This is a genomic window from Streptomyces sp. NPDC001816, assembly GCF_042892235.1.
Taxonomy (GTDB): domain Bacteria; phylum Actinomycetota; class Actinomycetes; order Streptomycetales; family Streptomycetaceae; genus Streptomyces.
In genome coordinates, this window is record NZ_JBIATY010000014.1 from 254,793 (window position 1) to 277,139 (window position 22,347).

Below are 22,347 nucleotides of genomic sequence, written 5' to 3' on the forward strand. Positions count from 1 at the left end.
CTTGATGTGTCACCTCCTCCCGTCGGGTCTTTCTTAACGCAAGATTGACGCCCCCAGGCCCCGGATCCGTGGGCCCAGGCGTCACTCTCTGCTTACGCTGGTGCCGCCGTCCGCGTGATGGCCGGAATCAGCTGAGCCGCACACCAGGAGCACGCCGATGGCCACGACCGAGCACCCTCCTCCCAGTCGCCTGCGCACCTGGATGCTGGAGGGGCTGTCCGACATGGGCAAGGGGCACGCCCGCCCCGAAGCCCAGCCGGAGCCCGCACACAAGGGTCAGCGCTGGTACCGGGTCATGTGCCTGACCGGTGTCGACTACTTCTCGACCCTCGGCTACCAGCCGGGTATCGCGGCCCTCGCGGCCGGTCTGCTGTCGCCCATCGCGACCATCGTGCTCGTCATAGTCACCCTGGCGGGTGCACTTCCGGTGTACCGCCGGGTCGCAGAGGAGAGCCCCCACGGCGAAGGCTCCATCGCCATGCTGGAGCGACTGCTGTCCTTCTGGAAGGGCAAGCTCTTCGTCCTGACCCTGCTGGGCTTCGCGGCCACCGACTTCCTGATCACCATCACCCTGTCCGCCGCGGACGCCTCCACGCACCTCATCGAGAACCCGCACCTGACGAGCACGCTGCACGGGCAGCAGATGCTGATCACCCTGCTGCTGGTTGCCCTGCTGGGCGCGGTGTTCCTCAAGGGCTTCCTGGAGGCGATCGGCGTCGCGGTCGCCCTGGTGGTGGTCTATCTCGGCCTGAACGCCGTGGTCGTGGTCGTGGGAATGTGGCACGTGCTCACCGCCGGACACGTGGTCACCGATTGGACCAGCGCCCTGACCGCGGAGCACGGCAACGTCTTCGTCATGATCGGCGTGTCCCTGCTGGTCTTCCCGAAGCTCGCCCTCGGCCTGTCCGGGTTCGAGACCGGTGTCGCCGTCATGCCGCACGTCCAGGGCGACGAGGACGACACCGAGGAGCGTCCGGTCGGCCGGATCCGGGACACCAAGAAGCTGCTGACCACCGCGGCGCTGATCATGAGCGTCTTCCTGATCGCCACCAGCTTCATCACCACGCTGCTCATCCCGGCGGACGAGTTCAAGCCCGGCGGCCAGGCCAACGGCCGCGCGCTGGCCTACCTCGCGCACGAGTACCTGGGCGGGGCCTTCGGCACGGTCTACGACATCTCGACCATCGCCATCCTGTGGTTCGCCGGCGCCTCCGCCATGGCTGGCCTGCTGAACCTGATGCCGCGCTACCTGCCCCGTTACGGCATGGCCCCGCACTGGGCCCGGGCGGTGCGCCCGATGGTGATCGTCTTCACCTTGGTCGCCTTCCTGGTGACCTGGATCTTCGACGCCGACGTCGACGCACAGGGCGGCGCCTACGCCACCGGCGTGCTGGTCCTGATGTCCTCCGCGGCGATCGCGGTGACCATCGCCGCCCGCAGGGCCGCGCAGCGCGGCTGGACCATCGGCTTCGCGATCGTCTCGGCCGTCCTCCTCTATGTGACCGTTGCGAACGTCGTCGAGCGCCCGGACGGTGTGAAGATCGGTGCCTGCTTCATCGTCGGCATCATCCTGGTCTCGCTGCTGTCCCGGCTGGCCCGGGCCTTCGAGCTGCGCGTGACGCACGTGTCCATGGACCCGATGGCGGAACGATTCGTACGGGACATGGCCAGCCGCAAGATCCGGTTCATCGCCAACGAGCCCGACCGGCGCGACAAGGCCGAGTACCGCGACAAGATCGAGCAGATCCGGGCCGACAACGAGATGCCCGAGCAGGAGGACTTCGTCTTCGTGGAGGTCACGGTCACCGACCCCTCCGAGTTCGAGGCGGGTCTGACCGTGCGTGGCGAGGTCCTGCACAACCGCTACCGCATCCTGACCCTGGAGTCCTCCTCCATCCCCAACGCCCTCGCCGCGATGCTCCTCCACGTCCGGGACATGACGGGCTGCACCCCGCACATCTACTTCGAGTGGACCGAGGGCAACCCGTTCGCCAACTTCCTGCGCTTCTTCCTCTTCGGGCAGGGCGAGGTCGCTCCGGTCACCCGTGAGGTGCTGCGCGAGGCGGAACCGGACCGTGCCCGACGCCCGCGCGTCCACACCGGCTGAGGCACACCCGCGGTCGCGTCAGGTCCCTCAGGTCCAGGTCCCTTTGGTCAGGGAGACGGCAGTCGTACCGGGCCGGGCAGACGGCACGCGCCTCAGGCCGTCGCCGTCTTCCTGCCGAACAGCCGCCGCGGCGGCCGCGCCTCCAGCCGGCCCATGCTCAGCCGCCCGTGTATCTCCACGCGCAGCACGACCGGTGTCCCGGGCTGCCCGGCCGGCCGCACCTTGGCCGTGCCGTAGTCGATCACCAGGGAGTCGGTGTCCACGACGACGCCGGGCCGGGTGATCAGCCGCAGGGTGCCGCCGCGCAGGTCCAGGTCGATGCGGAGGGTGTCGTGAGTGATCTCCGCCCGGGTGAAGTCGACGGTCACGTCGCCCCACTCCGAGTCGATCTCCATCCGGCGCGGCACCGACCATCCGTCGCCGCGCGTGGCCGACGAGAACTGCTGCTCGATGCGGACGACGTCCTTGACCGGCGCCGCCCCGGGCGCATCCGGCAGATCGCCCGTCAGCTCCGCCAACTCCCCGAGCGTGCGCGCCGACAGGGCCGCCCCCACCCGCTCGTCGTGCTCCTCGGCGGTGAGCCTGCCGTCCCCCGCGGCAGCCGTCAGGACGTCCACCACACGGTCCCGGTCCGCGTGCGAGGCCCGCAACCCGGACGGCACATCCGTGGGCACCAGCTCGGCCGACATACCCTCACCCCGATTCAGACGCCCCTACAGGGGACTGACCACTGTCACACACAAACGCTATATCGCGTTATACCCAACGGCCAACCCCACGTCCACGGTTCCCACGTCATGGCCCTATCGTGACCGGCATGCAGTCCTACACGATCGGCCAGGCCGCACGGCTGCTCGGCGTGAGCCCCGACACCGCCCGCCGCTGGGCCGACGCCGGCCGGGTGGCCACCCATCGCGACGAGGCCGGGCGACGGCTCATCGACGGCAAGGATCTCGCCGCGTTCTCGGTCGAGCTGGCCAGGGCGGGCGGCGGTGAGGAGGACGCCTCCTACACCTCGGTCCGCAACGCCTTCCCGGGCATCGTCACCGCCATCAAGCTCGGCGACGTCGCCGCCCAGGTGGAGATCCAGGCGGGCCCGCACCGCCTGGTCTCCCTGCTGACCCGGGAGGCCGTGGAGGAACTGGGCCTGGAGGTCGGCATGGAGGCCACCGCGCGTGTGAAGTCCACGAACGTGCACATCGACCGCGTCTGAGACCCCCTCACCGGCACACGAGCGCCGCCCACACGTCGAGCCGGTCGCTCAGCAGGGACAGGTCCCGTCCGGCGAAGTGCGCGATGCGCTGGATCCGGTAGTGCACGGTGTTGACGTGCAGATGCAGCGCCTTGGCCGTACGCGCCCAGGACCCGTCGCAGGCGAGGAACGTCTCCAGCATGCTCAGCAGTACGGCGGTGGCCGTGCGGTCGGACTCCAGCAGCGGACCGAGGGCCGCATGGCTGTAGGCGGCGCGCACCTCGGCCGGCACACTCTCCGCCCGAACATGCCGAGCCGCCTCAGCCAGCGCCACCTCCGCCAGCGCCCGGCCGCCGCGCCCCCGCGTCCGCGACGACCACCCGGTACGGCCCCGCCTCGGGCACCCCGCACCGCCGTAGCGCCGCCTCCACCGCCGAGGCTTGCGGCGCCGGCGCCGCGAGCAGGGTGCCCAGGTCGTCCGCGGACCGGCGCTCGGCCGACCGGCGCCGGGCTGCGGCCTCCTGACAGTGGCTCAGGGCTGCGGCGGTCTCCTGCAGCATGCGCGGTGGCGCGCTGTCGGGGTCGGTCAGGTAGAGGAGCCGGCGGTCGTAGGTGCACGCCGCCGCCCGCGCGGTCGGCCTGGACCTCGCAGCCGACGGGCACTTCGGCGGCACCCCCCGTTCGGTCGCCTTCAACGCGCACTGGTTCCGGGTCGCGGTCGACCCCGGCGCCGGGGAGATCCGCATCCTGCGCAGTGTGCACGCGGCCGACACCGGCAAGGTGATGAGCCCGATGCAGGGCAGGGGCCAGGTCGAGGGCGGGGTCGCCCAGGCGCTCGGCGCCACGCTCTTCGGGCAGGTGCGGCTGGGCGAGCGGGGCGCGGTGGACACGGCCGCCTTCCGCCGCTACCGGCTCCCCCAGTTCGCCGATGTGCCGCGCACCGAGGTGCACTTCATGGAGACGGCCGACGCCATCGGGCCGCTGGGCGCCCAGTCGATGAGCGGGAGCCCGTTCAACCCGGTCGCCCCCGCCCTGGTCAACGCCGTACGGGACGCGACCGGCGAGCGGTTCACGGAGCTGCCGCCGACGCGCGACCGGGTGTGGCCGGCACCGGACCGTCGAAGCCGTAGCCCCCGTCCACCCGGATCGCCCTGATCCCGCTGATGTGCCGGGCCCCGCAGCGGTCCTGCGGCAGCACCAGCTGGGGGCCTGGCGCGTCCAGCGGGCTGCCGTCGATGGTGACGGCGAGCAGCACGGGGGCGTGGGCGAAGTCGGGGTCGATCTCGGCCCAGGACAGCAGGGCGTGGTGGCCGTCGGTGCCGGTGACGGCGATGAGGAAGCGCAGCCGGTCCTTGCGCCGGGCCGGGTCGAAGCCGGGTCCGGCGTCGGCGAGCACGTCGTACAGGCGCGGACCGGCGAACCGGTGGTGCTGGATGCCGCTGGTGGCGCACTCGAAGCTGACGTCCGCCACGTGCTGCGGCCAGCCGAGCAGGTCCGGCACGGTCAGCCGGGCCGGTCGTACGAGATCGCCGGTCAGGGCGAGTTCGGCGAGCAACATCTGCGACCACCTCCCGCAGGACCGTACCCCAGGCTGAGCACCGTACAAACGCACATGCCAGCCTCAAGTCACAACTTGGCAGCTCATGCGATGCGACAAGAGACGTACACCTGGCAGATGCGGCAGTATCATCGCCGCATGGCCGATCGACCGGCTGTGCCAGGGCGCGACCGTTGTTCCACAGGACCCGAGGAGTAGATCCGTGATGACCCGTTCCGTCCGCCGGACCCGGATGCTGCAGCTGGCCGGTGCGGGAGCCGCTGCCCTGATGGCACTGAGCGCCTGCTCCTCCTCGTCCGACGACTCGTCGGCCAAGTCGAAGGCGTCGGACTCGTCGTCCTCCGCCTCCCCGAAGCTCTCCGGGAAGGTCACCGTGTTCGCGGCCGCCTCCCTCAAGGAGAGCTTCACGGCCCTGGGCAAGGCGTTCGAGAAGGCCCACCCCGGCACCACCGTGAGCTTCAACTTCGGCGGCAGCGACACCCTCGCCGCGAGCATCACCAGTGGCGCCCCGGCGGACGTCTTCGCCGCCGCCAGCCCCAAGACCATGGCGATCGTGACGGACAAGCAGGACGCGGTCGGCACCCCGGCCACCTTCGTCCGCAACCAGCTGGAGATCGCCACCCTGCCGGGCAACCCCGACAAGGTGGCCTCGCTGAAGGACCTCACCAAGTCCGGTGTGAAGGTCGTCCTGTGCGACAAGACCGTGCCGTGCGGCGCCGCCGCGCAGAAGGCCCTGGACGCCGGCAAGCTGAAGCTGACCCCGGTCTCCTACGAGCAGGACGTCAAGGCCGCCCTGACGAAGGTCGAGCTGAAGGAGGCCGACGCGGCCGTCGTGTACAAGACGGATGTGAAAGCCGCGGGTGACAAGGTCGAGGGCGTGGAGTTCCCCGAGTCCGCCAAGGCCATCAACGACTACCCGATCGCCCTGCTGAAGAACGCCGACAACGCCGCCGCGGCCAAGGCGTTCATCGAGCTGGTGCAGTCCGCCGAGGGCCAGCAGGTCCTGAGCCAGGCCGGGTTCCTCAAGCCGTGACCTCGCTCGACAAGCCCGGCGCCGCGGCCGACCCCCGCACGGGTGGGCCGCGGCGCCGCCGCGTCGGCACGGGGGGCCGACGCGGGGTGCCGTTGCCGCTGCTGGTGCCGGGCGTGGTGGCCCTGGCGTTCCTGCTGCTGCCGCTGATCGCGCTGCTCGTACGGGCTCCCTGGCGGAGCCTGCCGCAGCAGCTGACCAGCGCAGAGGTGTGGCAGGCGCTCCAGCTGTCCCTGGTCACCGCGACGGCGGCGACGGCCGTGAGCCTGGTGCTGGGGGTGCCGCTGGCCTGGCTGCTGGCCCGTACGGAGTTCCCGGGCCGCGGTCTCGTCCGCGCCCTGGTGACCCTCCCGCTGGTGCTTCCGCCGGTGGTCGGCGGTGTGGCCCTGCTGCTCGCCCTGGGCCGCAACGGCGTCATCGGCAAGTGGCTCGACTCCTGGTTCGGGATCACCCTCCCGTTCACCACCACCGGCGTCGTGATCGCGGAGGCGTTCGTCGCGATGCCGTTCCTGGTCATCAGCGTCGAGGGCACCCTGCGGGCCGCCGACCCGCGCTTCGAGGAGGCGGCCACCACGCTCGGCGCGTCCCGCTTCACCGCATTCCGCCGGGTCACCCTGCCGCTGATCGCCCCCGGCATCGCCGCGGGCGCGGTACTGGCCTGGGCCCGCGCGCTCGGCGAGTTCGGCGCGACGATCACCTTCGCGGGCAACTTCCCCGGCCGCACCCAGACCATGCCCCTCGCGGTCTACCTCGCCCTGCAGAACGACCCCGAGGCGGCCATCGCCCTCAGCCTGGTGCTGCTGGCCGTGTCCGTCGCGGTCCTTGCGGGGCTGCGGGACCGCTGGCTGACGGGGACCGGGAGGTGACGGGAGGATGGGAGACGACGCTGTGCGTGTGCCGACGAAGGACGCCCTCTTCATGACCGACATCGACGCCCCCGACAAGGCCGGCCTCGAGGTGGTGGGCGAGCAGGGGCTCGACGCCCGGCTCGTCGTCGAGCGGGGCTCCTTCCGGCTCGACGTGGCACTGACCGCCGCCCCCGGGGACGTCGTCGCGCTGCTGGGCCCGAACGGCGCCGGCAAGACCACCGCCCTGCGCGCCCTCGCCGGTCTGGTCCCGCTCGCCGACGGCCATCTGCGACTGGACGGCACCTCCCTGGGCGGCACTCCGCCCGAGTCCCGCCCAGTCGGCGTCGTCTTCCAGGACTACCTGCTCTTCCCGCACCTGTCCGCCCTGGACAACGTGGCCTTCGGACCGCGCTGCCAGGGCGTCTCCAAGGCCGAGGCGCGGGCCCAGGCCGCGGCATGGCTGGACCGCATGGGCCTCGCCGACCACGCCGGCGCCAAGCCCCGCAGGCTCTCCGGCGGCCAGGCCCAGCGCGTCGCGCTGGCCCGCGCCCTGGCCACCCGGCCCCGGCTGCTGCTCCTGGACGAGCCGCTGGCGGCCCTGGACGCCCGTACCCGCCTGGAGGTCCGCGCCCAGCTCCGCCGTCACCTGGCCGAGTTCGAGGCGGTCGCCGTCCTCGTCACGCACGATCCGCTGGACGCCATGGTGCTCGCGGACCGGCTGGTGGTCGTCGAGCACGGCCGGGTCGTCCAGGAGGGCACCCCGGCCGACATCGCCCGCCATCCGCGCACCGACTACATCGCGCAGCTGGTCGGCCTCAACCTCTACCGGGGGCGGGCCGAGGGGCACACGGTACGGCTCGACGCGGGTCCCTCGATCACGACCACGGAGGTGCTGTCCGGGCCGGTCTTCGTGGCGTTCCCGCCGGTCGCCGTCACCCTCTTCCGGGACCGGCCGACCGGCGCCAGCGCCCGCAACCTGTGGCGCTGCGAGGTCGCCGGTCTGGAGACCCACGGCGACCAGATCCGCGCCGACCTCACCGGCGAACTCCCCCTCGCCGCCGACCTCACCACGGTCGCCGCGGCCGAGCTGGACCTGCATCCCGGCGCAGCTGTCTGGGCGACGGTCAAAGCGACGCAGACGCACGCATACCCTGCCTGAACGGGCGCGCGCCCTACTGTGGGTGCCCATGACACTGAGCATCCGCAACCAGCTCCCCGGCACCGTCACCGAGGTCCATCCCGGCGAGGTCATGGCCACGGTCAAGATCCGCCTGGACGGCGGGCAGGAGCTCATGGCGGCCATCACGCTGGAGGCCGTGAAGCAACTCGGCCTCGCCCCGGACTCCCGCGTCCTCTCACTGGTGAAGTCGACGGAGATCTCACTCGCCACGGGCCGGTTCGAAGGCCTGTCGATCCGCAACCAGCTCCCCGGCGCGATCGTCCAGATCGCCCTCGGCGGAGCCGTGGCCTCCGTGAAGGTCTCGGTGCCCGGCGGCGAACTCACGGCCGTGATCACCAAGGACGCGGTCGAAGACCTCGGCCTCTTCGTCGGTTCCGATGTGATCGCCCTGATCAAGGCGACCGAGGTGGCGCTGGCCTCGGTGTGAGGACGGCAGAGCCCCACCCGGACAGGGGCGGGGCTCTCACCAGGGGATCGCTCAGTCCTCGTACGCGTCCAGCGGCGGGCAGGAGCAGACCAGGTTGCGGTCACCGAAGGCCTGGTCGATCCGGCGCACCGGCGGCCAGTACTTGTCGGCGGCCGAGACACCGGCCGGGAAGACGGCGTCCTCGCGGCTGTAGGCGTGCGTCCACTCGCCGCCGAGCGCGGCCGCGGTGTGCGGGGCGTTCGCCAGCGGGTTGTCCTCGGCGGGCCACTCGCCGGAGCCGACCTTCTCGATCTCCGCGCGGATGGCGATCATCGCGTCGCAGAACCGGTCCAGCTCGGCCAGGTCCTCGGACTCGGTCGGCTCGATCATCAGCGTGCCCGCCACCGGGAAGGACATGGTCGGCGCGTGGAAGCCGTAGTCGATCAGGCGCTTGGCCACGTCGTCCACGCTCACGCCGGTCGCCTTGGTCAGCGGGCGCAGGTCGATGATGCACTCGTGCGCGACCAGGTTGCCGGGGCCGGTGTAGAGCACCGGGTAGTGCGGCTCCAGGCGCTTGGCGACGTAGTTCGCGGAGAGTACGGCCACCTGGGTGGCGCGCTTGAGGCCCTCGCCGCCCATCAGGCGGACGTACGCCCACGAGATCGGCAGGATGCCCGCGCTGCCCCAGGGCGCCGCAGAGATCGGGCCGACGCCCGTCTCCGGGCCGGCCGCCGGCTGCAGCGGGTGGTTGGGCAGGTGCGGTGCCAGGTGCGAGCGGACCGCGACCGGGCCGACGCCGGGGCCGCCGCCACCGTGCGGGATGCAGAAGGTCTTGTGCAGGTTCAGGTGCGAGACGTCGCCGCCGAAGTGGCCCGGCTTGGCGAGGCCGACCAGGGCGTTGAGGTTGGCGCCGTCGACGTAGACCTGGCCGCCGGCCTCGTGCACCTGGGCGCAGATGTCGGCGACATGCTCCTCGAACACACCGTGCGTGGATGGGTAGGTGATCATCAGGACCGCCAGCTCGTCGCGGTACTGCTCGATCTTGGACCGCAGGTCCTCGACGTCGATCTCGCCGTCCTCGGCGGTCTTCACGACGACGACCTTCATGCCGGCCATCACGGCGCTGGCGGCGTTGGTGCCGTGCGCGGAGGACGGGATCAGACAGATCGTGCGCTGCTCGTCGCCGTTGGCCCGGTGGTAACCGCGCACGGCCAGCAGACCGGCCAGCTCGCCCTGCGAACCGGCGTTCGGCTGGAGCGAGACCTTGTCGTAGCCGGTGACCTCGGCGAGACGCTCCTCCAGCTCCCGGATGAGCGTGAGGTAGCCCTCGGCCTGCTCGGCGGGCGCGAAGGGGTGCAGCTGGCCGAACTCGGGCCAGGTGACCGGCTCCATCTCGGTGGTCGCGTTGAGCTTCATGGTGCAGGAGCCCAGCGGGATCATGCCGCGGTCGAGCGCGTAGTCGCGGTCGGCCAGCTTGCGCAGGTAGCGCAGCATGGCGGTCTCGGAGCGGTGCTCGTGGAAGACCGGGTGCGTCAGGAAGTCGTCGGATCGCAGCAGGGCCTGGGGCAGGGTGTCCGCAGCCGTCACGTCCAGCGCCTCGATGTCGCCCTCGACGCCGAAGGCGGACCAGACGGCGGCCAGCTGGGCCCGGTTGCTGGTCTCGTCGCAGGCGAGGGAGACGTGGTCGGCGTCCACGAGACGCAGGTTGACCCCGTTCTCCAGGGCGGCGGCGGCCACCTCGGCGGCCTTGCCGGGCACGCGCGCGGTGAGGGTGTCGAAGTAGGCGCCGTGGACGATCTCGACACCGCCGGCCTTCAGGCCCTCGGCGAGGATCGTGGCGTAGCGGTGGGTGCGGCGGGCGATGGCACGCAGCCCCTCGGGGCCGTGGTAGACGGCGTACATGCCGGCCATCACGGCGAGAAGCACCTGCGCGGTGCAGATGTTGCTCGTGGCCTTCTCGCGGCGGATGTGCTGCTCACGGGTCTGCAGCGCGAGGCGGTACGCCTTGTTCCCGTCGGCGTCGACGGAGACGCCGACCAGACGGCCGGGCAGGCTGCGCGCGAACTTCTCGTGCACCGCCATGTAGCCCGCGTGCGGCCCGCCGAAACCCATCGGCACACCGAAGCGCTGGGTGGTGCCGACGGCGATGTCGGCGCCCAGCTCGCCCGGAGAGGTCAGCAGGGTGAGGGCCAGCAGGTCGGCGGAGACGGTGACGAGGGCGCCCAGCTCGTGCGCCTGGTCGATGACCGGCTTGATGTCGCGTACGGCACCGGAGGCGCCCGGGTACTGGATCAGCACGCCGTTGATCTCGCGAGCGGCGACATCGGCCGGGATGCCGTCGCTCAGGTCGGCGACGACGACCTCGACACCGGTCGGCTCGGCACGCGTCTCGATGACGGCGATGGTCTGGGGCAGCGCGTCCGCATCGACCAGGAACAGGCCCTTCTTGTTCTTGCCCATGCGCCGGGACAGCGCCATCGCCTCGGCGGCGGCCGTGCCCTCGTCCAGGAGAGAGGCGCCGGAGGTCGGCAGGCCGGTCAGGTCGGCGACCATCGTCTGGAAGTTCAGCAGCGCCTCCAGGCGGCCCTGCGAGATCTCCGGCTGGTACGGCGTGTAGGCCGTGTACCAGGCCGGGTTCTCCATGACGTTGCGCAGGATGACCGGCGGGGTGAACGTCCCGTAGTACCCGAGCCCGATCATCGAGCCGAGCACCTGGTTACGGTCGGCGAGCGAGCGGAGCTCGGCGAGCACCTCGGCCTCTGTACGGGCACCCGGCAGATCGAGCGCGTCGGCGTTCTTGATCACATCCGGCACCGCGGCGGCGGTCAGCTCGTCGAGCGAGCCGTAACCGACGTGCGCGAGCATCTTGGCCCGCGCCTCCTGGTCGGGCCCGATGTGGCGCTGCTCGAAGGGGATGCCCGCTTCGAGCTCGGAGAGCGGAGTGCGATGGGCGGTCATTGCGGAGGCCTCCTGGTCTGACGCGACCTTCGAGGGGCACCACGGCGGTTGCCCCGACGGCCTCCCCCTCTGTCATCAAAACCTGAGAGCTTCACCGGGCACCCGAGGGTCCCGGCTTTCACCGTCGGTGAGGGCGGGAGCCGTCGACACTCGCCCTGCTTTCCAGAGTGACCTCGTCCGTGCGGTACGTGAGCCTGAGAGATTCCGGGGAGGATTTGCTCCTTCGGCGCCTCCGACGTGGTCGGAGGACTCTCCCGCACGGGGTCAGCAGCCGCTGTCAGCGTACCAGCGAGGTCAACGCCCGGGCCCTCGAGTGGCCGCCTCCTTGAATGTGCTCTTTTGTAGTGCTTACGGATGAGTTGCGACCAAGTGGAGGGAGAGGGCCCGTGCAGACCGACATCGATCCGCGCAACCTGATCGGCCGCAAGGCGTTCGACCGCAATGGCGCCAAGATCGGCACCATCGACGAGGTGTACCTCGACGACGCCACGGGCGTGCCGGAGTGGGCGGCCATACGCACCGGTCTGTTCTCCCGGGACGCCTTCGTCCCCCTGGAGCCCAGCGAACTGGTGGAGGGCGCCCTTCGGGTCCCCTTCGACCGCGCGCTCATCAAGGACGCCCCCGACTTCGGCGTGGGCCGCCACCTCTCCCCCGAACAGGAACTCCAGCTCTACCACCACTACGGCCTCGACGCGGCCGCACCTCCTTCGGTACCGGACCACGACTTCGGCAAGCTGGCGGGCACGGAGGAAGTCTGATCCTCGGCCGGGACGGGCCGGTGAGCCACGTCGGTTTCCACGACCAACGGCAACGGCTCGGCCGACTCCAGCGCGGGATCGTCGACAAAGAACGTACGGACCCGCCCCGGCTCGGACTGCGGTGTCTCGAAGCGCACCGTGACCCGCCCGAGGCCACTGCCCTGCACCCAGCCGTGCCCGTACTCGGCGTGCCGCACGTCGTACCCGGCCCGCCACTGCCGCTCGGCGGGCTCCGGGCGCTCCTCCACGGCGTCGGGCACGACCTCCTCCGACGTCTCCACGGCCGCGGCGGCGTCCCGCTCGCCCGCCGCGGCTTGCGCGAACAGATCCTCCTGGGTGTAGTCGGCGAGCCCCGAGACGCCCACGCCCAGCAGCCGTACCCCGCCCGTGGTGTCCACGGACTCCAGCAGCCGCGCGGCCGCCTCGCGGATCACCGCCGGATCGTCGGTGGGCCCACGGAGCGTCTCGGAGCGGGTCAGGGTCGAGAAGTCGTACCGCCGCACCTTCAGCACGATGGTCCGCCCGGACAGCCCGGCCCCGCGCAGCCGCCCCACGCACCGGTCGGCGAGCCGCTGCACCTCGATCCCGACCCGCAGCCGGTCATGGATGTCCACGTCATAGGTGTCCTCGACCGACACCGACTTGGTCTCGCGCTCGGCCACCACGGGCCGGTCGTCGTGCGCCAGCGCCATGGCGTACAGCGCGTGCCCGTGCGCCTTGCCGACCAGCCGTACGAGTTCGTCCTCCCCCGCCTCGGCCAGCTCCTCGACGGTGGTGATCCCGGCCCGCCGCAGATGGTCCCCGGTCGCCGGCCCGACCCCGGGCAGCGTCCGCACCGACATGGGGCCCAGCAGCGCCCGCTCGGTCCCTGGCTCGATCAGCACGAGTCCGTCGGGCTTGGCCTGCTCCGAGGCGATCTTCGCGAGCATCTTGGAGGCGGCCAGCCCCACCGACCCGGTCAGCCCCGTGACCGTCCGGATGTCCGCGCGCAGCTTCGCCCCCGCCAGCCGCGCCGACGCCTCGTCCCAGGCCGCTCCCGCGGCCTCCAGATCGACGAACGCCTCGTCCAGGCTCAGCGGCTCCACCAGCGGCGACAGCGCCCGCAGCAACGCCATCACCTGCTCGCTGACCGACTTGTACAGGGCGAAGCGCGGCACGAGGTACGCGGCGTTCGGCGCCAGCCTGCGCGCCTGGGCCATCGGCATCGCCGAGTGGACCCCGAAGACCCGGGCCTCGTACGACGCGGTCGCCACCACCCCGCGCGGTCCGAGTCCGCCCACGACGACGGCCTTCCCGCGCAGGCTCGGCTTGGATGCCTGCTCCACCGAGGCGAAGAAGGCATCCATGTCGAGATGCAGGATCGTGGGCGCGTTTCTCACATCTCCGATGCTGCACCACGCCACTGACAACGCGGGCCCCGAGGGGCCGCTGTCAGACCGCCCGGTTGCGGCGCCTCGCCAGCTCGTCCGCCGGGTTGTGCCCGACCAGGGTCTCCCCGGTGTCGATGCGCTCGCCGTGCAGCTGGGAGAGCGCGCTTTCCACGTCCCGCCAGACCACGCCGACGGCGATGCCGAAGATGCCCTGACCGCCCTGGAGCAGGGCGTGGACCTCGTCGGGCGAGGTGCACTCGTAGACCGTGGCGCCGTCGCTCATGAGCGTCATGCGCTCCAGATCGCGGAAACCGCGTTCCCGGAGGTGCTGGACGGCCGTACGGATGTTCTGCAGCGAGACACCGGTGTCCAGGAATCGCTTGACGATCTTCAGGACGACGACGTCCCGGAAGCTGTACAGACGCTGCGTACCCGAGCCGTACGCGGCCCGCACACTCGGCTCGACGAGGCCGGTGCGGGCCCAGTAGTCGAGCTGCCGATAGGTGATTCCGGCGGCCGCGCAGGCGGTGGGCCCGCGATAGCCGATCTCTTCGGACGCCATGGACGCCGCCCCTCCGCCGTCGGGCACCACCGTCGGTCGCCGTGAGGCGTGGTCGACCGCGCTGGGCTGGGGGTACCCCCGGTCCGAACGCAGCTGAGAACTCGGGGGAGGGTACGGACCGCTCTCCCCGAGTCGTCCGGGGGCACCCCCAGCCGTACCGTCGCCGCTGGCTCTCACGCCGACCTCCGTCCTTGACCTGCCTTCTCGACGGTAGGCAGTCACCAGGGGTGCGTCAACGATCGCCACACTCGGCACGCCGAGTGATAATCACCCTAGGAGTGGTTTCCCGTGCCCCACCGCGGGGAAAGGCTAGCCGAATGCTCCGGCCGGGAGCCGTAGGACGCTCTCAATGGCCGGCGGCAATTGCCACCGCACCCCTGCCTCACTGGCTGCTGGTGCCGAAGTCCTCGGGCGAGATCTGGTCGAGGAACTCGCGGAACTTCTCCACCTCGTCCTCCTGCTCGTCCGGGATCGCGATGCCCGCGTCGTCCAGCACCGTGTCACTGCCGTAGATCGGCGTTCCGGTGCGCAGTGCGAGCGCTATGGCGTCCGAAGGACGGGCGCTCACCTCGACCCCGCTGGCGAAGACCAGCTCCGCGTAGAAGACGCCCTCACGCAGATCCGTGATGCGTACTTCGGTCAGCTCCTGGCCGACGGCCTCCAGCACGTCCTTGAACAGGTCGTGGGTCAGCGGTCGCGCGGGGGCCATGCCCTGTTGGGCGAAGGCGATCGCCGTCGCCTCCCCCGGCCCGATCCAGATGGGGAGGTAACGGTCGCCCCCCACTTCGCGCAGGAGCACGATCGGTTGGTTGGAGGGCATTTCCACCCGGACACCTACGACATCGAGCTCGTTCACACAGCAACCCTAGGCCGTGCCCGGGACGTTTGGGTAGTCGGGCCGGGAACAGGTGCCCGATCCGGCCCCCGGAACCTCGCCGCTCAGGGCAGCCGGACGCCCAGAGCGATCTGCACCAACGCGGCGTGCAGCTTCACCGTGAGCGCCGCCAGCTCCTTCGCCCGGGCCTCGGCATGCGCCCTGGTCTGCGGGTTGCGGTGGCGCTTGAGAGGGGCCACCACCTGGTCCACGAGCCCCGCCTCGCGGTCGGCGGCGGCCTTCATCACCCGAAGGTGGCGCGGCTCGATCCCGAACCGGCCCAGCTCGGCGACCAGCGAGGCGACGGTGACGGCCTCGGAGTCGTACGCCCCGTCCTCCAGGGGTGCGATGAGCCCGTACGACTCCCACTCCTCGAGGTCGCCCTCGGCGATGTCGGCGGCCGCCAGCAGCGCGGCCCGCCCGATCCGGGCGACCGTGGGCCGTTCGAGCGGCTCCAGTACGTCCTCACCGGTGCGCTGGCGCCCCACCAGGGGCAACTGGACGGCCTCGCCGCGCTCCATGGCGTCCAGGTGCTCGCGGATCACTTTGAGCGGCAGATAGTGGTCCCGCTGCATCCTCAGGACATGAGCGAGGCGCTCGACGTCAGCGGCACTGAACTTCCGGTACCCCGAAGGGGTCCGCTGCGGCTCGACGAGGCCCTCCGCCTCCAGGAAGCGGATCTTGGAGATGGTGACCTCGGGAAACTCGTCACGCAGCGCGTTCAGCACCGCGCCGATACTCATCAGCCCACTGCCCGCGGCGGCGGTACCGCTTCGGGCACCGCCGCTCGGTGTTTGAAGCATGGACCTTCCCTGGGGTCCCCCGGACGGAGTCCGGGGGGTCAGATGCCCTGCCGGCTCGCGTAGAAGACCAGCCGGTACTTGCCGATCTGCACCTCGTCACCGTTCGACAGAGCGACCTGGTCGATCCGCTCGCGGTTGACGTACGTGCCGTTCAGACTGCCCACGTCGGCCACCGTGAACGAGCCGTCCGGGGAGCGCCGGAACTCCACGTGCCGTCGGGAGACCGTCACGTCGTCCAGGAAGATGTCGCTCTGCGGGTGACGGCCGGCCGTGGTCAGGTCGCTGTCCAGCAGGAAGCGGCTGCCCGAGTTCGGGCCCCGGCGCACCACCAGCAGCGCCGAGCCCATCGGCAGCGCGTCGACCGCGGCCTGCGCCTCGGGCGAGAGCATCGGCATGGCCGTCTGACCGGTCGCCTCGGCGTCGTAGGCCTCGAGACCGGAGATGGAGATCGTGGACGTGGTCTCGGACGCGCGCTCCGGCGCCACACCGGGCCGCAGCGGCGCACCGCAGTTGGAACAGAAGCGCGCGTTCTCCGCGTTGCGGTTACCGCACCTCGTACAGACCAGGACCGACATGGACGGATCCTCCTGCCGCGGCAGCCCCGCGGGGGCGTTGGACGCATACGGGTCGGAGGCAAACCCTCCACCCGCACTTGAGGTTGACGGTTGCCCGAAACCTATGCCGCCGGACTGGGCAGGGTCAACAGACGCCGCGCCCTGACCTCCGGAAATGTCACCGCCCGGACCAGCGACCTGGTCACGGAACAGTGGGCGCTGGCCCTCTGCGTCAGGCTGTGCGCGATGACGAGCGGTCGCGTTGTCGCTACCCGCTCGCGCGCTCTTGCCGAACAACTTCGCAAACAACTTCACGGGCGATTCCCCTTGACCGAAACAGACCCGCCCGTGGGGCAGGACGAACCCTGATTGCCTACACCGGCCGACCCGGACACCCTCACAACGTCCGTATCCGCCAGACAGTTTCCACCACGCACCACCTCTTCGGTGCGCCGACCCCCCGCAACCTCATGCCCCTGCCGGACGTCCCCCATGCACCACCGGTTCACTGGGAGGACGACCGAGCGTAGTCAGGCTGCTTCGCCTGTCGCAAGGCGTCCACGACGATCTTGTTCGACCGCTCGACGGTCGCCGTGGCCTGCTCCTTCTCCAGCGTCTGCACCACGCCTCCAGGAATGTTCAGCGCCGGCTCGAGATCCTGCGGCTTGCCGATGACCTTGAAACGATAGGGAGCATTGATCTTGTTCCCGTCGACACTCACAGTCTTGTCGGAGTCGGTGAAGTAGCTGCTCGCGACCACCCGTACTCCATTGACCTGGATCGCCTCAGCGCCGGCCGCGCGCAACTCCTGGATCGCATCGAGCAGCATGTCCGCCTTGACCGTCCCCTTCGTGTCCTCGATCGTCATGGTGATGCCGGGACCCTGCGCAGCCACGGTGCCCGCCAGGATGCCGAGTTGTCTCTCCTTCTCGGCGGTCTGCCGGCGCGCCTCCGTGGCCTGGTCGGAACTGCTCTGCAGCTCCTGGCGCTGCTTCTCGAGTCCCTGCTTCTCGTCCTCAAGACGCTGAGTACGGTCATCCAGTTCATCAAGAATGCGAACAAGATCTTCCTGACGGGCGCCGCGCAGCGCGCTGTCGCTGTCGCTGTTCGACGCCACCTGCACCGCCAGGCCGAAACCGAGGCCGAACAGCAGCAGCGCGACGATGAGTTGGGCCCGGGTGACCCGCGGCGGCCACAGCCCCTTGACCAGCCGCTGGCGCCCGGTGAGCTGCGGCTCGGCGCTCTCGGCGGGCGCCTGCTCGGGCTCGGCCGCAGGGGCCGGCACCTCGTCGGGCAGTTCCTTGCGCAGCCTGTTCTCCGGCTGCTCTTCCTGGTTGCTCATCTGTCTCACGCCCGGAAGACGTGCCGTCGGATCGCCGCGGCGTTCGAGAAGATCCGGATACCGAGAACGACCACGACACCCGTGGACAGCTGGGCGCCCACGCCCAACTTGTCCCCCAGGAACACGATCAGCGCGGCCACGACCACGTTCGACAGGAACGACACCACGAAGACCTTGTCGTCGAAGATGCCGTCCAGCATGGCCCGCAGACCACCGAACACGGCGTCCAGCGCCGCCACGACGGCGATCGGCAGATAAGGCTCGACGACCGCCGGAACCTCAGGCCGGACCAACAGGCCGGCCACGACTCCCACGACGAGGCCCAGTACGGCGATCACGATGTGCCCTTCTCAGTCTTCGCAGTCTTCTCGGAGTTTGGCTGTGCTGTGCGTACGATCACACTCGGTGCTGCGGGCAACCGGACGTCACCCTGCGTGGAGATGGTGGCGCGGATGCCGAAGTTCTGCTCCAGGGCATGCAGATACAGCCCGTCCGCGCCGTTCTGGAACCCGGTGCTCAGCTGCTCCCCGTTCCCCACCGCCAGCACCGTGTACGGCGGCACCAGCGGCCTGTTGTCGACCAGTATCGCGTCACCCGCGGCCCTGATCGCGGACAGGGCCGTCAGCCGCTGTCCGTTGATCGAGACGGCTTCGGCCCCCGAGGCCCACAGCCCGTTGACCACCCGCTGCATGTCCCGGTCGCGCAGCCGCCCGGTGTCGGAGAATCCGGAGGTCTCGCGCGGATTGGTGCCGTCGCCGCCGGTGCTGGCCTCCTTGGCGTCGTCGACCACGAGCTTCACCCCGGGGCCGTGCACCGCGGTGGCGCCCGACAGGATGCCCGCCAGGTCCGCCCCGGAATCGCCGCCGCTCTGCTTCAGCGCCGCCCGCTGGCGCGCGCCGACGTCGTCGCGCAGCTTGTCGACATCGCCTTCCAGGCTGTCCGCGGCCGCGGTCTCGCGGTCGATGCGGTCGATCAGCTCCTGGCGCTCCTTGGCCACCACGGGCGCCGCCACGCGCGCCTGGGCCGCTCCGACGGTCACGACCAGCGCCGCGAGCACCAGCCCGGCCGCCAGGCCCAGCTTCGCCCTGAGGGTCTTCGGCAGCCCGCCTTCGATGCCCTGGGACCTCTTCCGGGCGGCGGCCTCGGCGTACCCGTCGTCGAGGCTGTGGTCCATGACGTTGGTGATCAACGACATGGAAGCGTCCGGACGCCGCGGCTGCGGGGGGCTGCTCCGAACGGGGGGTTGCTGCGGCATGCCGCACATCGTCGCATGTCGCGCGCAGTACCTCCGAATGGCCCCACCGGCGTGCCGGACAGGCCCCCTTGGGGACACTTGTCCGGCACGCGCGTGTGCTGTGGCTTTTGCCGCCCGGAGCTGCCCGTTTACCGCCCGGCGCTGTCCACCACGGCGGACCACTCGTCCAGCAGGGCCTGTGCCGAGGCGTCGTCGGGGCCCTCGGCCCACAGATGGGTGACGGCCTCGGCGGGGTCGGGCAGCACCATCACCCAGCGTCCGTCGGTCTCCACGACCCGCACACCGTCCGTCGTGTCGACAAAGCGATCACCGGCCGCCTCGACGACACGCCGCATCACCAGACCCTTGACGGCCCACGGGGTCGCGAGGTCCCGCTTGAGGACGTGCGCCCGCGGAATCCGCGCGTCGATCTGGCTCAGCGTGAGCTGCGTGCGCGCCACCAGCCCGATCAGCCGTACGAAGGCAGCCGTGCCGTCGTAGACGCTGCTGAACTCGGGGACGATGAACCCGCCCTTGCCGTCACCGCCGAAGATCGTGCCCTCTTCGCCTCCCACGCGCGTGAGGTCGTCGGGAGAGGTGGTCGTCCACTCGACCTGCGTGCCGTGGTAGGCGGCCACCTGCTCGGCGATGCGGGTCGTGGTCACCGGCAGCGCCACACGTCCGCTGCGCCGCTCCGCGGCCACCAGGTCCAGCATCACGAGCAGCGCCCGGTCGTCCTCGATGATCCGGCCCTTCTCGTCCACGAGCGACAGCCGCTCGCCGACGGGGTCGAACCGGACACCGAACGCGGCCCCGGAGGACGCCACGATCTCACCGAGGCGCACCAGCCCGCTCCGGCGCATGTCGCCGGTCTCCGTGGGCCTGGACTCGTCGAGACCCGGGTTGATGGTCAGCGAGTCCACACCGAGCTTGCCGAGCAGGCTGGGCAGGACCAGGCCGGCGCTGCCGTTGGAGGCGTCCACGACCACCTTCAGGCCCGATTCCGCGATCCCGGTTGTGTCCACGTTGCGCAGCAGCGAACCGGTGTAGGAGTCGAAGACGCTCGACGGGAAGTACAGGTCACCGATCTCACCGGGGAACGCCCGGCGGTACTCCTGTCGCGCGAACACCCGGTCGAGCTTGCGCTGCCCGCCCTGCGACAGATCCGCGCCCTGCCCGTCGAAGAACATGATGTCGACGGAGTCCGGCACACCCGGCGAGGTCCGGATCATGATGCCGCCGGCACTGCCCCGCGCGGTCTGCTGCCGGGCCACGGGAAGCGGCACGTTCTCCAGGTCCCGTACGTCGATGGCGCTGGCCTGGAGCGCGGAGATCACCGCCCGCTTGAGGGCACGGGCGCCTCGGGAGTGGTCACGGGCCGTGGTGACCGTGGAACCCTTCTTCAACGTGGTCGCATAAGCACCCGCCAGCCGTACGGCCAGCTCCGGTGTGATCTCCACGTTCAGGATTCCGGACACACCGCGGGCACCGAAGAGTTGCGCCTGCCCCCTCGACTCCCAGATCACCGAGGTGTTGACGAAGGCGCCCGCCTCGATGGTCTTGAACGGGTAGACCCGCACATTGCCCTGGACGATCGATTCCTCACCGATCAGGCACTCGTCACCGATGACCGCGCCGTCCTCGATCCGGGCCGCCCGCATGATGTCGGTGTTCTTGCCGACGACACAGCCACGCAGATTGCTGTGCTGACCGACGTACACGTTGTCGTGCACCACGGCCCGGTGCAGGAAGGCACCGCTCTTGACGACGACATTGGAGCCGACGACGGTGTGCTCGCGGATTTCGGCGCCGGCCTCCACCTTGGCGTAGTCGCCGATGTAGAGCGGCCCGCGGAGCACGGCATCGGGGTGCACCTCGGCGCCCTCCGCCACCCAGACGCCGGGCGATATCTCGAATCCGTCGATGTCGACGTTGACCTTGCCCTCGAGGACGTCGGCCTGGGCCTTGACGTAGCTCTCGTGCGTTCCGACGTCCTCCCAGTAGCCCTCGGCGACATAGCCGTAGATCGGCTTGCCTTCCTTCATCAGCTGCGGGAAGACATCGCCGGACCAGTCGACGGGCACATCGGGCTCGACGTAGTCGAACACCTCGGGCTCCATCACGTAGATGCCCGTGTTCACCGTGTCGGAGAAGACCTGCCCCCAGGTCGGCTTCTCGAGGAAACGCTCGACCTTGCCTTCCTCGTCGACGATGGTGATACCGAACTCCAGCGGATTGGGCACCCGGGTCAGACAGACCGTGACCAGCGCACCCTTCTCCTTGTGGAAATTGATCAGATCGGTGAGATCGAAGTCCGTCAGAGCATCGCCGGAGATGACGAGGAAAGCATCGTCCTTCAACGCCTCTTCGGCGTTCTTGACGCTTCCGGCGGTACCGAGTGGCTTCTCCTCATTGGCATATGTGAGCTCCATTCCGAGCTCCTCGCCGTCGCCGAAGTAGTTCTTGACGAGCGATGCCAGGAACTGAACGGTGACAACGGTCTCGTTGAGCCCATGCCTTTTGAGCAGCCGTAGCACGTGCTCCATGATCGGACGGTTCGCCACAGGCAGGAGCGGCTTGGGCATGCTGGAGGTCATAGGGCGAAGGCGAGTGCCTTCGCCACCGGCCATCACGACGGCCTTCATGTCGGAAGCGTCCTCCTAGAGAGACGACGGTCTAGCCGACTTCACCCGTCCAGATTGTCCCGCAGTTTTCCGCAGCGGGCCATCGGGCCAGTATGTCTGGACAATCAACGAGCTCAATCGGCCGTGGCGTCCGCGCGGACCAGGCGGCGGACTTGTACCACGTAGAGCACTCCTGCCCACCAATAGAGCGTTGTACCCCATCCTGCGAACGCCCATCCGAAAACAGCAGCGAGTGACGCGATCCATCCGTTTCCGTCACTGAGGAGCAGGAGCGGGAAGGCATACATCAGGTTGAACGTGGCTGCCTTCCCGAGGAAGTTCACCTGCGGCGGCGGATAGCCGTGCCGCCGGAGGATGCCCACCATCACCAGCAGAACCAGCTCTCTCACGAGCAGGAGGCCGGTCAGCCAGAGCGGCAGGATCTCCCGCCAGGTGAGCCCCACCAGAGTGGAAAGTACGTACAGCCGGTCGGCAGCCGGATCGAGGAGCCGGCCGAGGCTGCTGATCTGATTCCAGCGCCGGGCGAGCTTGCCGTCGAGATAGTCACTGATCCCGCTGAAGGCCAGCACCAGGAGGGCCCAGCCATCGCTGTTGGGACCCCCGAACTCCGGCCTGAGGATCAGCCAGAGGAAGAGGGGTACGCCGACGAGCCGCGCCATGCTGAGGATGTTGGGGATGGTGAGGACCCGGTCAGTCTGGACACGGGTCTCCTGGACCTCCACCCGGGGGCCTCCTGTGCGAAAAGAGCCAACGATGCCCCCTGACCTTACCTCAACGCAAAAAAGCTCCGGCCCCTGGGCTGTGTGCCCAAGAGCCGGAGCTTCAAAAGGAGTTCGGCGGCGTCCTACTCTCCCACAGGGTCCCCCCTGCAGTACCATCGGCGCTGTGAGGCTTAGCTTCCGGGTTCGGAATGTAACCGGGCGTTT

The 22,347-nt window shown here is 70.0% G+C and carries 22 protein-coding genes, 1 rRNA gene, 1 pseudogene and 1 riboswitch; of the genes and pseudogenes, 8 read left to right on the forward strand and 16 right to left on the reverse strand.

What is annotated here, in order from left to right:
- Positions 1-157 precede the first annotated feature (157 nt).
- Entirely contained in the window at positions 158-2,107 is a 1,950-nt protein-coding gene (locus tag ACFYZZ_RS38040) for an amino acid transporter (RefSeq protein ID WP_389186371.1), read from the forward strand.
- Between the two features lie 92 nt (positions 2,108-2,199).
- Here the strand turns inward: ACFYZZ_RS38040 and ACFYZZ_RS38045 are convergent, their stop codons facing one another.
- Positions 2,200-2,796 (reverse strand): DUF1707 domain-containing protein, encoded by a 597-nt coding sequence (locus ACFYZZ_RS38045; protein WP_389186373.1) that lies wholly within the window; start codon positions 2,794-2,796, stop codon positions 2,200-2,202.
- 128 nt (positions 2,797-2,924) lie between these two features.
- Between ACFYZZ_RS38045 and ACFYZZ_RS38050 the strand changes: the two genes are divergently transcribed.
- Positions 2,925-3,320: a molybdopterin-binding protein gene (locus tag ACFYZZ_RS38050; protein WP_389186375.1), complete on the forward strand. Its 396-nt coding sequence runs from the start codon at positions 2,925-2,927 to the stop codon at positions 3,318-3,320.
- A gap of 7 nt (positions 3,321-3,327) precedes the next feature.
- Here the strand turns inward: ACFYZZ_RS38050 and ACFYZZ_RS38055 are convergent, their stop codons facing one another.
- Together ACFYZZ_RS38055 and ACFYZZ_RS38060 are read right to left on the reverse strand one after the other, a co-directional pair.
- Positions 3,328-3,633 carry a PucR family transcriptional regulator gene (locus tag ACFYZZ_RS38055; RefSeq protein WP_389186377.1) on the reverse strand — a complete coding sequence of 102 codons (306 nt, stop codon included), beginning with the start codon at positions 3,631-3,633 and terminating at the stop codon, positions 3,328-3,330.
- Complete coding sequence (locus ACFYZZ_RS38060) at positions 3,620-3,859, reverse strand: hypothetical protein (RefSeq protein ID WP_389186380.1); 240 nt, start codon at positions 3,857-3,859, stop codon at positions 3,620-3,622. Before ACFYZZ_RS38060 ends, ACFYZZ_RS38055 begins: the two co-directional genes overlap by 14 nt.
- Before the next feature lie 61 nt (positions 3,860-3,920).
- Here ACFYZZ_RS38060 and ACFYZZ_RS38065 point away from each other — a divergent pair.
- A pseudogene (locus ACFYZZ_RS38065) lies at positions 3,921-4,454 on the forward strand (molybdopterin cofactor-binding domain-containing protein); the annotation flags it as partial.
- Here ACFYZZ_RS38065 and ACFYZZ_RS38070 read toward each other — a convergent pair.
- Positions 4,369-4,857, reverse strand: coding sequence for a molybdopterin-dependent oxidoreductase (locus tag ACFYZZ_RS38070; protein ID WP_389186384.1), 489 nt, complete (start codon positions 4,855-4,857; stop codon positions 4,369-4,371). The pseudogene ACFYZZ_RS38065 and the gene ACFYZZ_RS38070 overlap by 86 nt on opposite strands.
- 205 nt (positions 4,858-5,062) lie before the next feature.
- Between ACFYZZ_RS38070 and modA the strand changes: the two genes are divergently transcribed.
- The 4 genes from modA to ACFYZZ_RS38090 are packed head-to-tail and all read left to right on the forward strand — an operon-like array spanning position 5,063 to position 8,342.
- A complete protein-coding gene (gene modA, locus ACFYZZ_RS38075) occupies positions 5,063-5,890 on the forward strand; it encodes a molybdate ABC transporter substrate-binding protein (RefSeq protein ID WP_389186387.1) in 828 nt (275 codons plus the stop codon).
- Positions 5,887-6,753, forward strand: a complete 867-nt coding sequence (modB, locus tag ACFYZZ_RS38080; protein ID WP_389186390.1) for a molybdate ABC transporter permease subunit — start codon at positions 5,887-5,889, stop codon at positions 6,751-6,753. The genes modA and modB overlap by 4 nt, the downstream gene beginning before the upstream one ends.
- A 52-nt stretch (positions 6,754-6,805) precedes the next feature.
- Positions 6,806-7,894: an ABC transporter ATP-binding protein gene (locus ACFYZZ_RS38085; RefSeq protein ID WP_389186455.1), complete on the forward strand. Its 1,089-nt coding sequence runs from the start codon at positions 6,806-6,808 to the stop codon at positions 7,892-7,894.
- 28 nt (positions 7,895-7,922) lie between these two features.
- A complete protein-coding gene (locus ACFYZZ_RS38090; RefSeq protein ID WP_389186393.1) occupies positions 7,923-8,342 on the forward strand; it encodes a molybdopterin-binding protein in 420 nt (139 codons plus the stop codon).
- A 51-nt stretch (positions 8,343-8,393) separates the two neighbouring features.
- On the opposite strand, the gene gcvP is transcribed toward ACFYZZ_RS38090, so the two are convergent.
- Positions 8,394-11,279 (reverse strand): aminomethyl-transferring glycine dehydrogenase, encoded by a 2,886-nt coding sequence (gene gcvP, locus ACFYZZ_RS38095; protein WP_389186396.1) that lies wholly within the window; start codon positions 11,277-11,279, stop codon positions 8,394-8,396.
- A 172-nt stretch (positions 11,280-11,451) separates the two neighbouring features.
- A riboswitch (glycine riboswitch) is annotated at positions 11,452-11,546 on the reverse strand.
- A 119-nt stretch (positions 11,547-11,665) separates the two neighbouring features.
- Between gcvP and ACFYZZ_RS38100 the strand changes: the two genes are divergently transcribed.
- Complete coding sequence (locus tag ACFYZZ_RS38100) at positions 11,666-12,037, forward strand: PRC-barrel domain-containing protein (protein ID WP_389186398.1); 372 nt, start codon at positions 11,666-11,668, stop codon at positions 12,035-12,037.
- On the opposite strand, the gene ACFYZZ_RS38105 is transcribed toward ACFYZZ_RS38100, so the two are convergent.
- From ACFYZZ_RS38105 to rrf, 11 genes are all read right to left on the reverse strand, one after another.
- A complete protein-coding gene (locus ACFYZZ_RS38105) occupies positions 11,959-13,416 on the reverse strand; it encodes a DNA polymerase IV (protein WP_389186401.1) in 1,458 nt (485 codons plus the stop codon). The two genes, ACFYZZ_RS38100 and ACFYZZ_RS38105, sit on opposite strands and share 79 nt — an antisense overlap.
- A 52-nt stretch (positions 13,417-13,468) precedes the next feature.
- Positions 13,469-14,146 carry a MerR family transcriptional regulator gene (locus tag ACFYZZ_RS38110; protein ID WP_389186404.1) on the reverse strand — a complete coding sequence of 226 codons (678 nt, stop codon included), beginning with the start codon at positions 14,144-14,146 and terminating at the stop codon, positions 13,469-13,471.
- Between the two features lie 205 nt (positions 14,147-14,351).
- Positions 14,352-14,825 (reverse strand): bifunctional nuclease family protein, encoded by a 474-nt coding sequence (locus ACFYZZ_RS38115; RefSeq protein WP_026253112.1) that lies wholly within the window; start codon positions 14,823-14,825, stop codon positions 14,352-14,354.
- A gap of 83 nt (positions 14,826-14,908) precedes the next feature.
- Positions 14,909-15,646, reverse strand: coding sequence for a MerR family transcriptional regulator (locus tag ACFYZZ_RS38120; protein WP_389186407.1), 738 nt, complete (start codon positions 15,644-15,646; stop codon positions 14,909-14,911).
- 38 nt (positions 15,647-15,684) lie between these two features.
- Positions 15,685-16,515, reverse strand: a complete 831-nt coding sequence (locus tag ACFYZZ_RS38125; RefSeq protein ID WP_389186410.1) for an FHA domain-containing protein — start codon at positions 16,513-16,515, stop codon at positions 15,685-15,687.
- A gap of 190 nt (positions 16,516-16,705) precedes the next feature.
- Positions 16,706-17,542 carry a DUF881 domain-containing protein gene (locus tag ACFYZZ_RS38130; protein WP_389186413.1) on the reverse strand — a complete coding sequence of 279 codons (837 nt, stop codon included), beginning with the start codon at positions 17,540-17,542 and terminating at the stop codon, positions 16,706-16,708.
- Positions 17,543-17,547: 5 nt separating this feature from the next.
- Positions 17,548-17,880 (reverse strand): small basic family protein, encoded by a 333-nt coding sequence (locus tag ACFYZZ_RS38135; protein WP_003988855.1) that lies wholly within the window; start codon positions 17,878-17,880, stop codon positions 17,548-17,550.
- Complete coding sequence (locus ACFYZZ_RS38140) at positions 17,877-18,806, reverse strand: DUF881 domain-containing protein (protein ID WP_389186416.1); 930 nt, start codon at positions 18,804-18,806, stop codon at positions 17,877-17,879. The genes ACFYZZ_RS38135 and ACFYZZ_RS38140 overlap by 4 nt, the downstream gene beginning before the upstream one ends.
- 119 nt (positions 18,807-18,925) lie before the next feature.
- Positions 18,926-21,421, reverse strand: coding sequence for a sugar phosphate nucleotidyltransferase (locus ACFYZZ_RS38145; protein ID WP_389186419.1), 2,496 nt, complete (start codon positions 21,419-21,421; stop codon positions 18,926-18,928).
- A 113-nt stretch (positions 21,422-21,534) separates the two neighbouring features.
- The gene (locus ACFYZZ_RS38150; protein ID WP_389186422.1) at positions 21,535-22,143 is read right to left on the reverse strand and encodes a CDP-alcohol phosphatidyltransferase family protein; all 609 of its coding nucleotides are present in this window, start codon (positions 22,141-22,143) and stop codon (positions 21,535-21,537) included.
- 109 nt (positions 22,144-22,252) lie between these two features.
- A 5S ribosomal RNA gene (rrf, locus tag ACFYZZ_RS38155) occupies positions 22,253-22,347 on the reverse strand; the annotation flags it as partial.

Bases quoted from the DNA above. Each gene is read 5' to 3' on its own strand.
- ACFYZZ_RS38040 (WP_389186371.1), top strand. From the start codon at position 158: ATGGCCACGACCGAGCACCCTCCTCCCAGTCGCCTGCGCACCTGGATG.
- ACFYZZ_RS38045 (WP_389186373.1), bottom strand. From the start codon at position 2,796: ATGTCGGCCGAGCTGGTGCCCACGGATGTGCCGTCCGGGTTGCGGGCC.
- ACFYZZ_RS38050 (WP_389186375.1), top strand. From the start codon at position 2,925: ATGCAGTCCTACACGATCGGCCAGGCCGCACGGCTGCTCGGCGTGAGC.
- ACFYZZ_RS38060 (WP_389186380.1), bottom strand. From the start codon at position 3,859: ATGCTGCAGGAGACCGCCGCAGCCCTGAGCCACTGTCAGGAGGCCGCA.
- ACFYZZ_RS38070 (WP_389186384.1), bottom strand. From the start codon at position 4,857: ATGTTGCTCGCCGAACTCGCCCTGACCGGCGATCTCGTACGACCGGCC.
- modA (WP_389186387.1), top strand. From the start codon at position 5,063: ATGACCCGTTCCGTCCGCCGGACCCGGATGCTGCAGCTGGCCGGTGCG.
- ACFYZZ_RS38085 (WP_389186455.1), top strand. From the start codon at position 6,806: ATGACCGACATCGACGCCCCCGACAAGGCCGGCCTCGAGGTGGTGGGC.
- ACFYZZ_RS38090 (WP_389186393.1), top strand. From the start codon at position 7,923: ATGACACTGAGCATCCGCAACCAGCTCCCCGGCACCGTCACCGAGGTC.
- gcvP (WP_389186396.1), bottom strand. From the start codon at position 11,279: ATGACCGCCCATCGCACTCCGCTCTCCGAGCTCGAAGCGGGCATCCCC.
- ACFYZZ_RS38120 (WP_389186407.1), bottom strand. From the start codon at position 15,646: ATGCTTCAAACACCGAGCGGCGGTGCCCGAAGCGGTACCGCCGCCGCG.
- ACFYZZ_RS38130 (WP_389186413.1), bottom strand. From the start codon at position 17,542: ATGAGCAACCAGGAAGAGCAGCCGGAGAACAGGCTGCGCAAGGAACTG.
- ACFYZZ_RS38140 (WP_389186416.1), bottom strand. From the start codon at position 18,806: ATGTGCGGCATGCCGCAGCAACCCCCCGTTCGGAGCAGCCCCCCGCAG.
- ACFYZZ_RS38145 (WP_389186419.1), bottom strand. From the start codon at position 21,421: ATGAAGGCCGTCGTGATGGCCGGTGGCGAAGGCACTCGCCTTCGCCCT.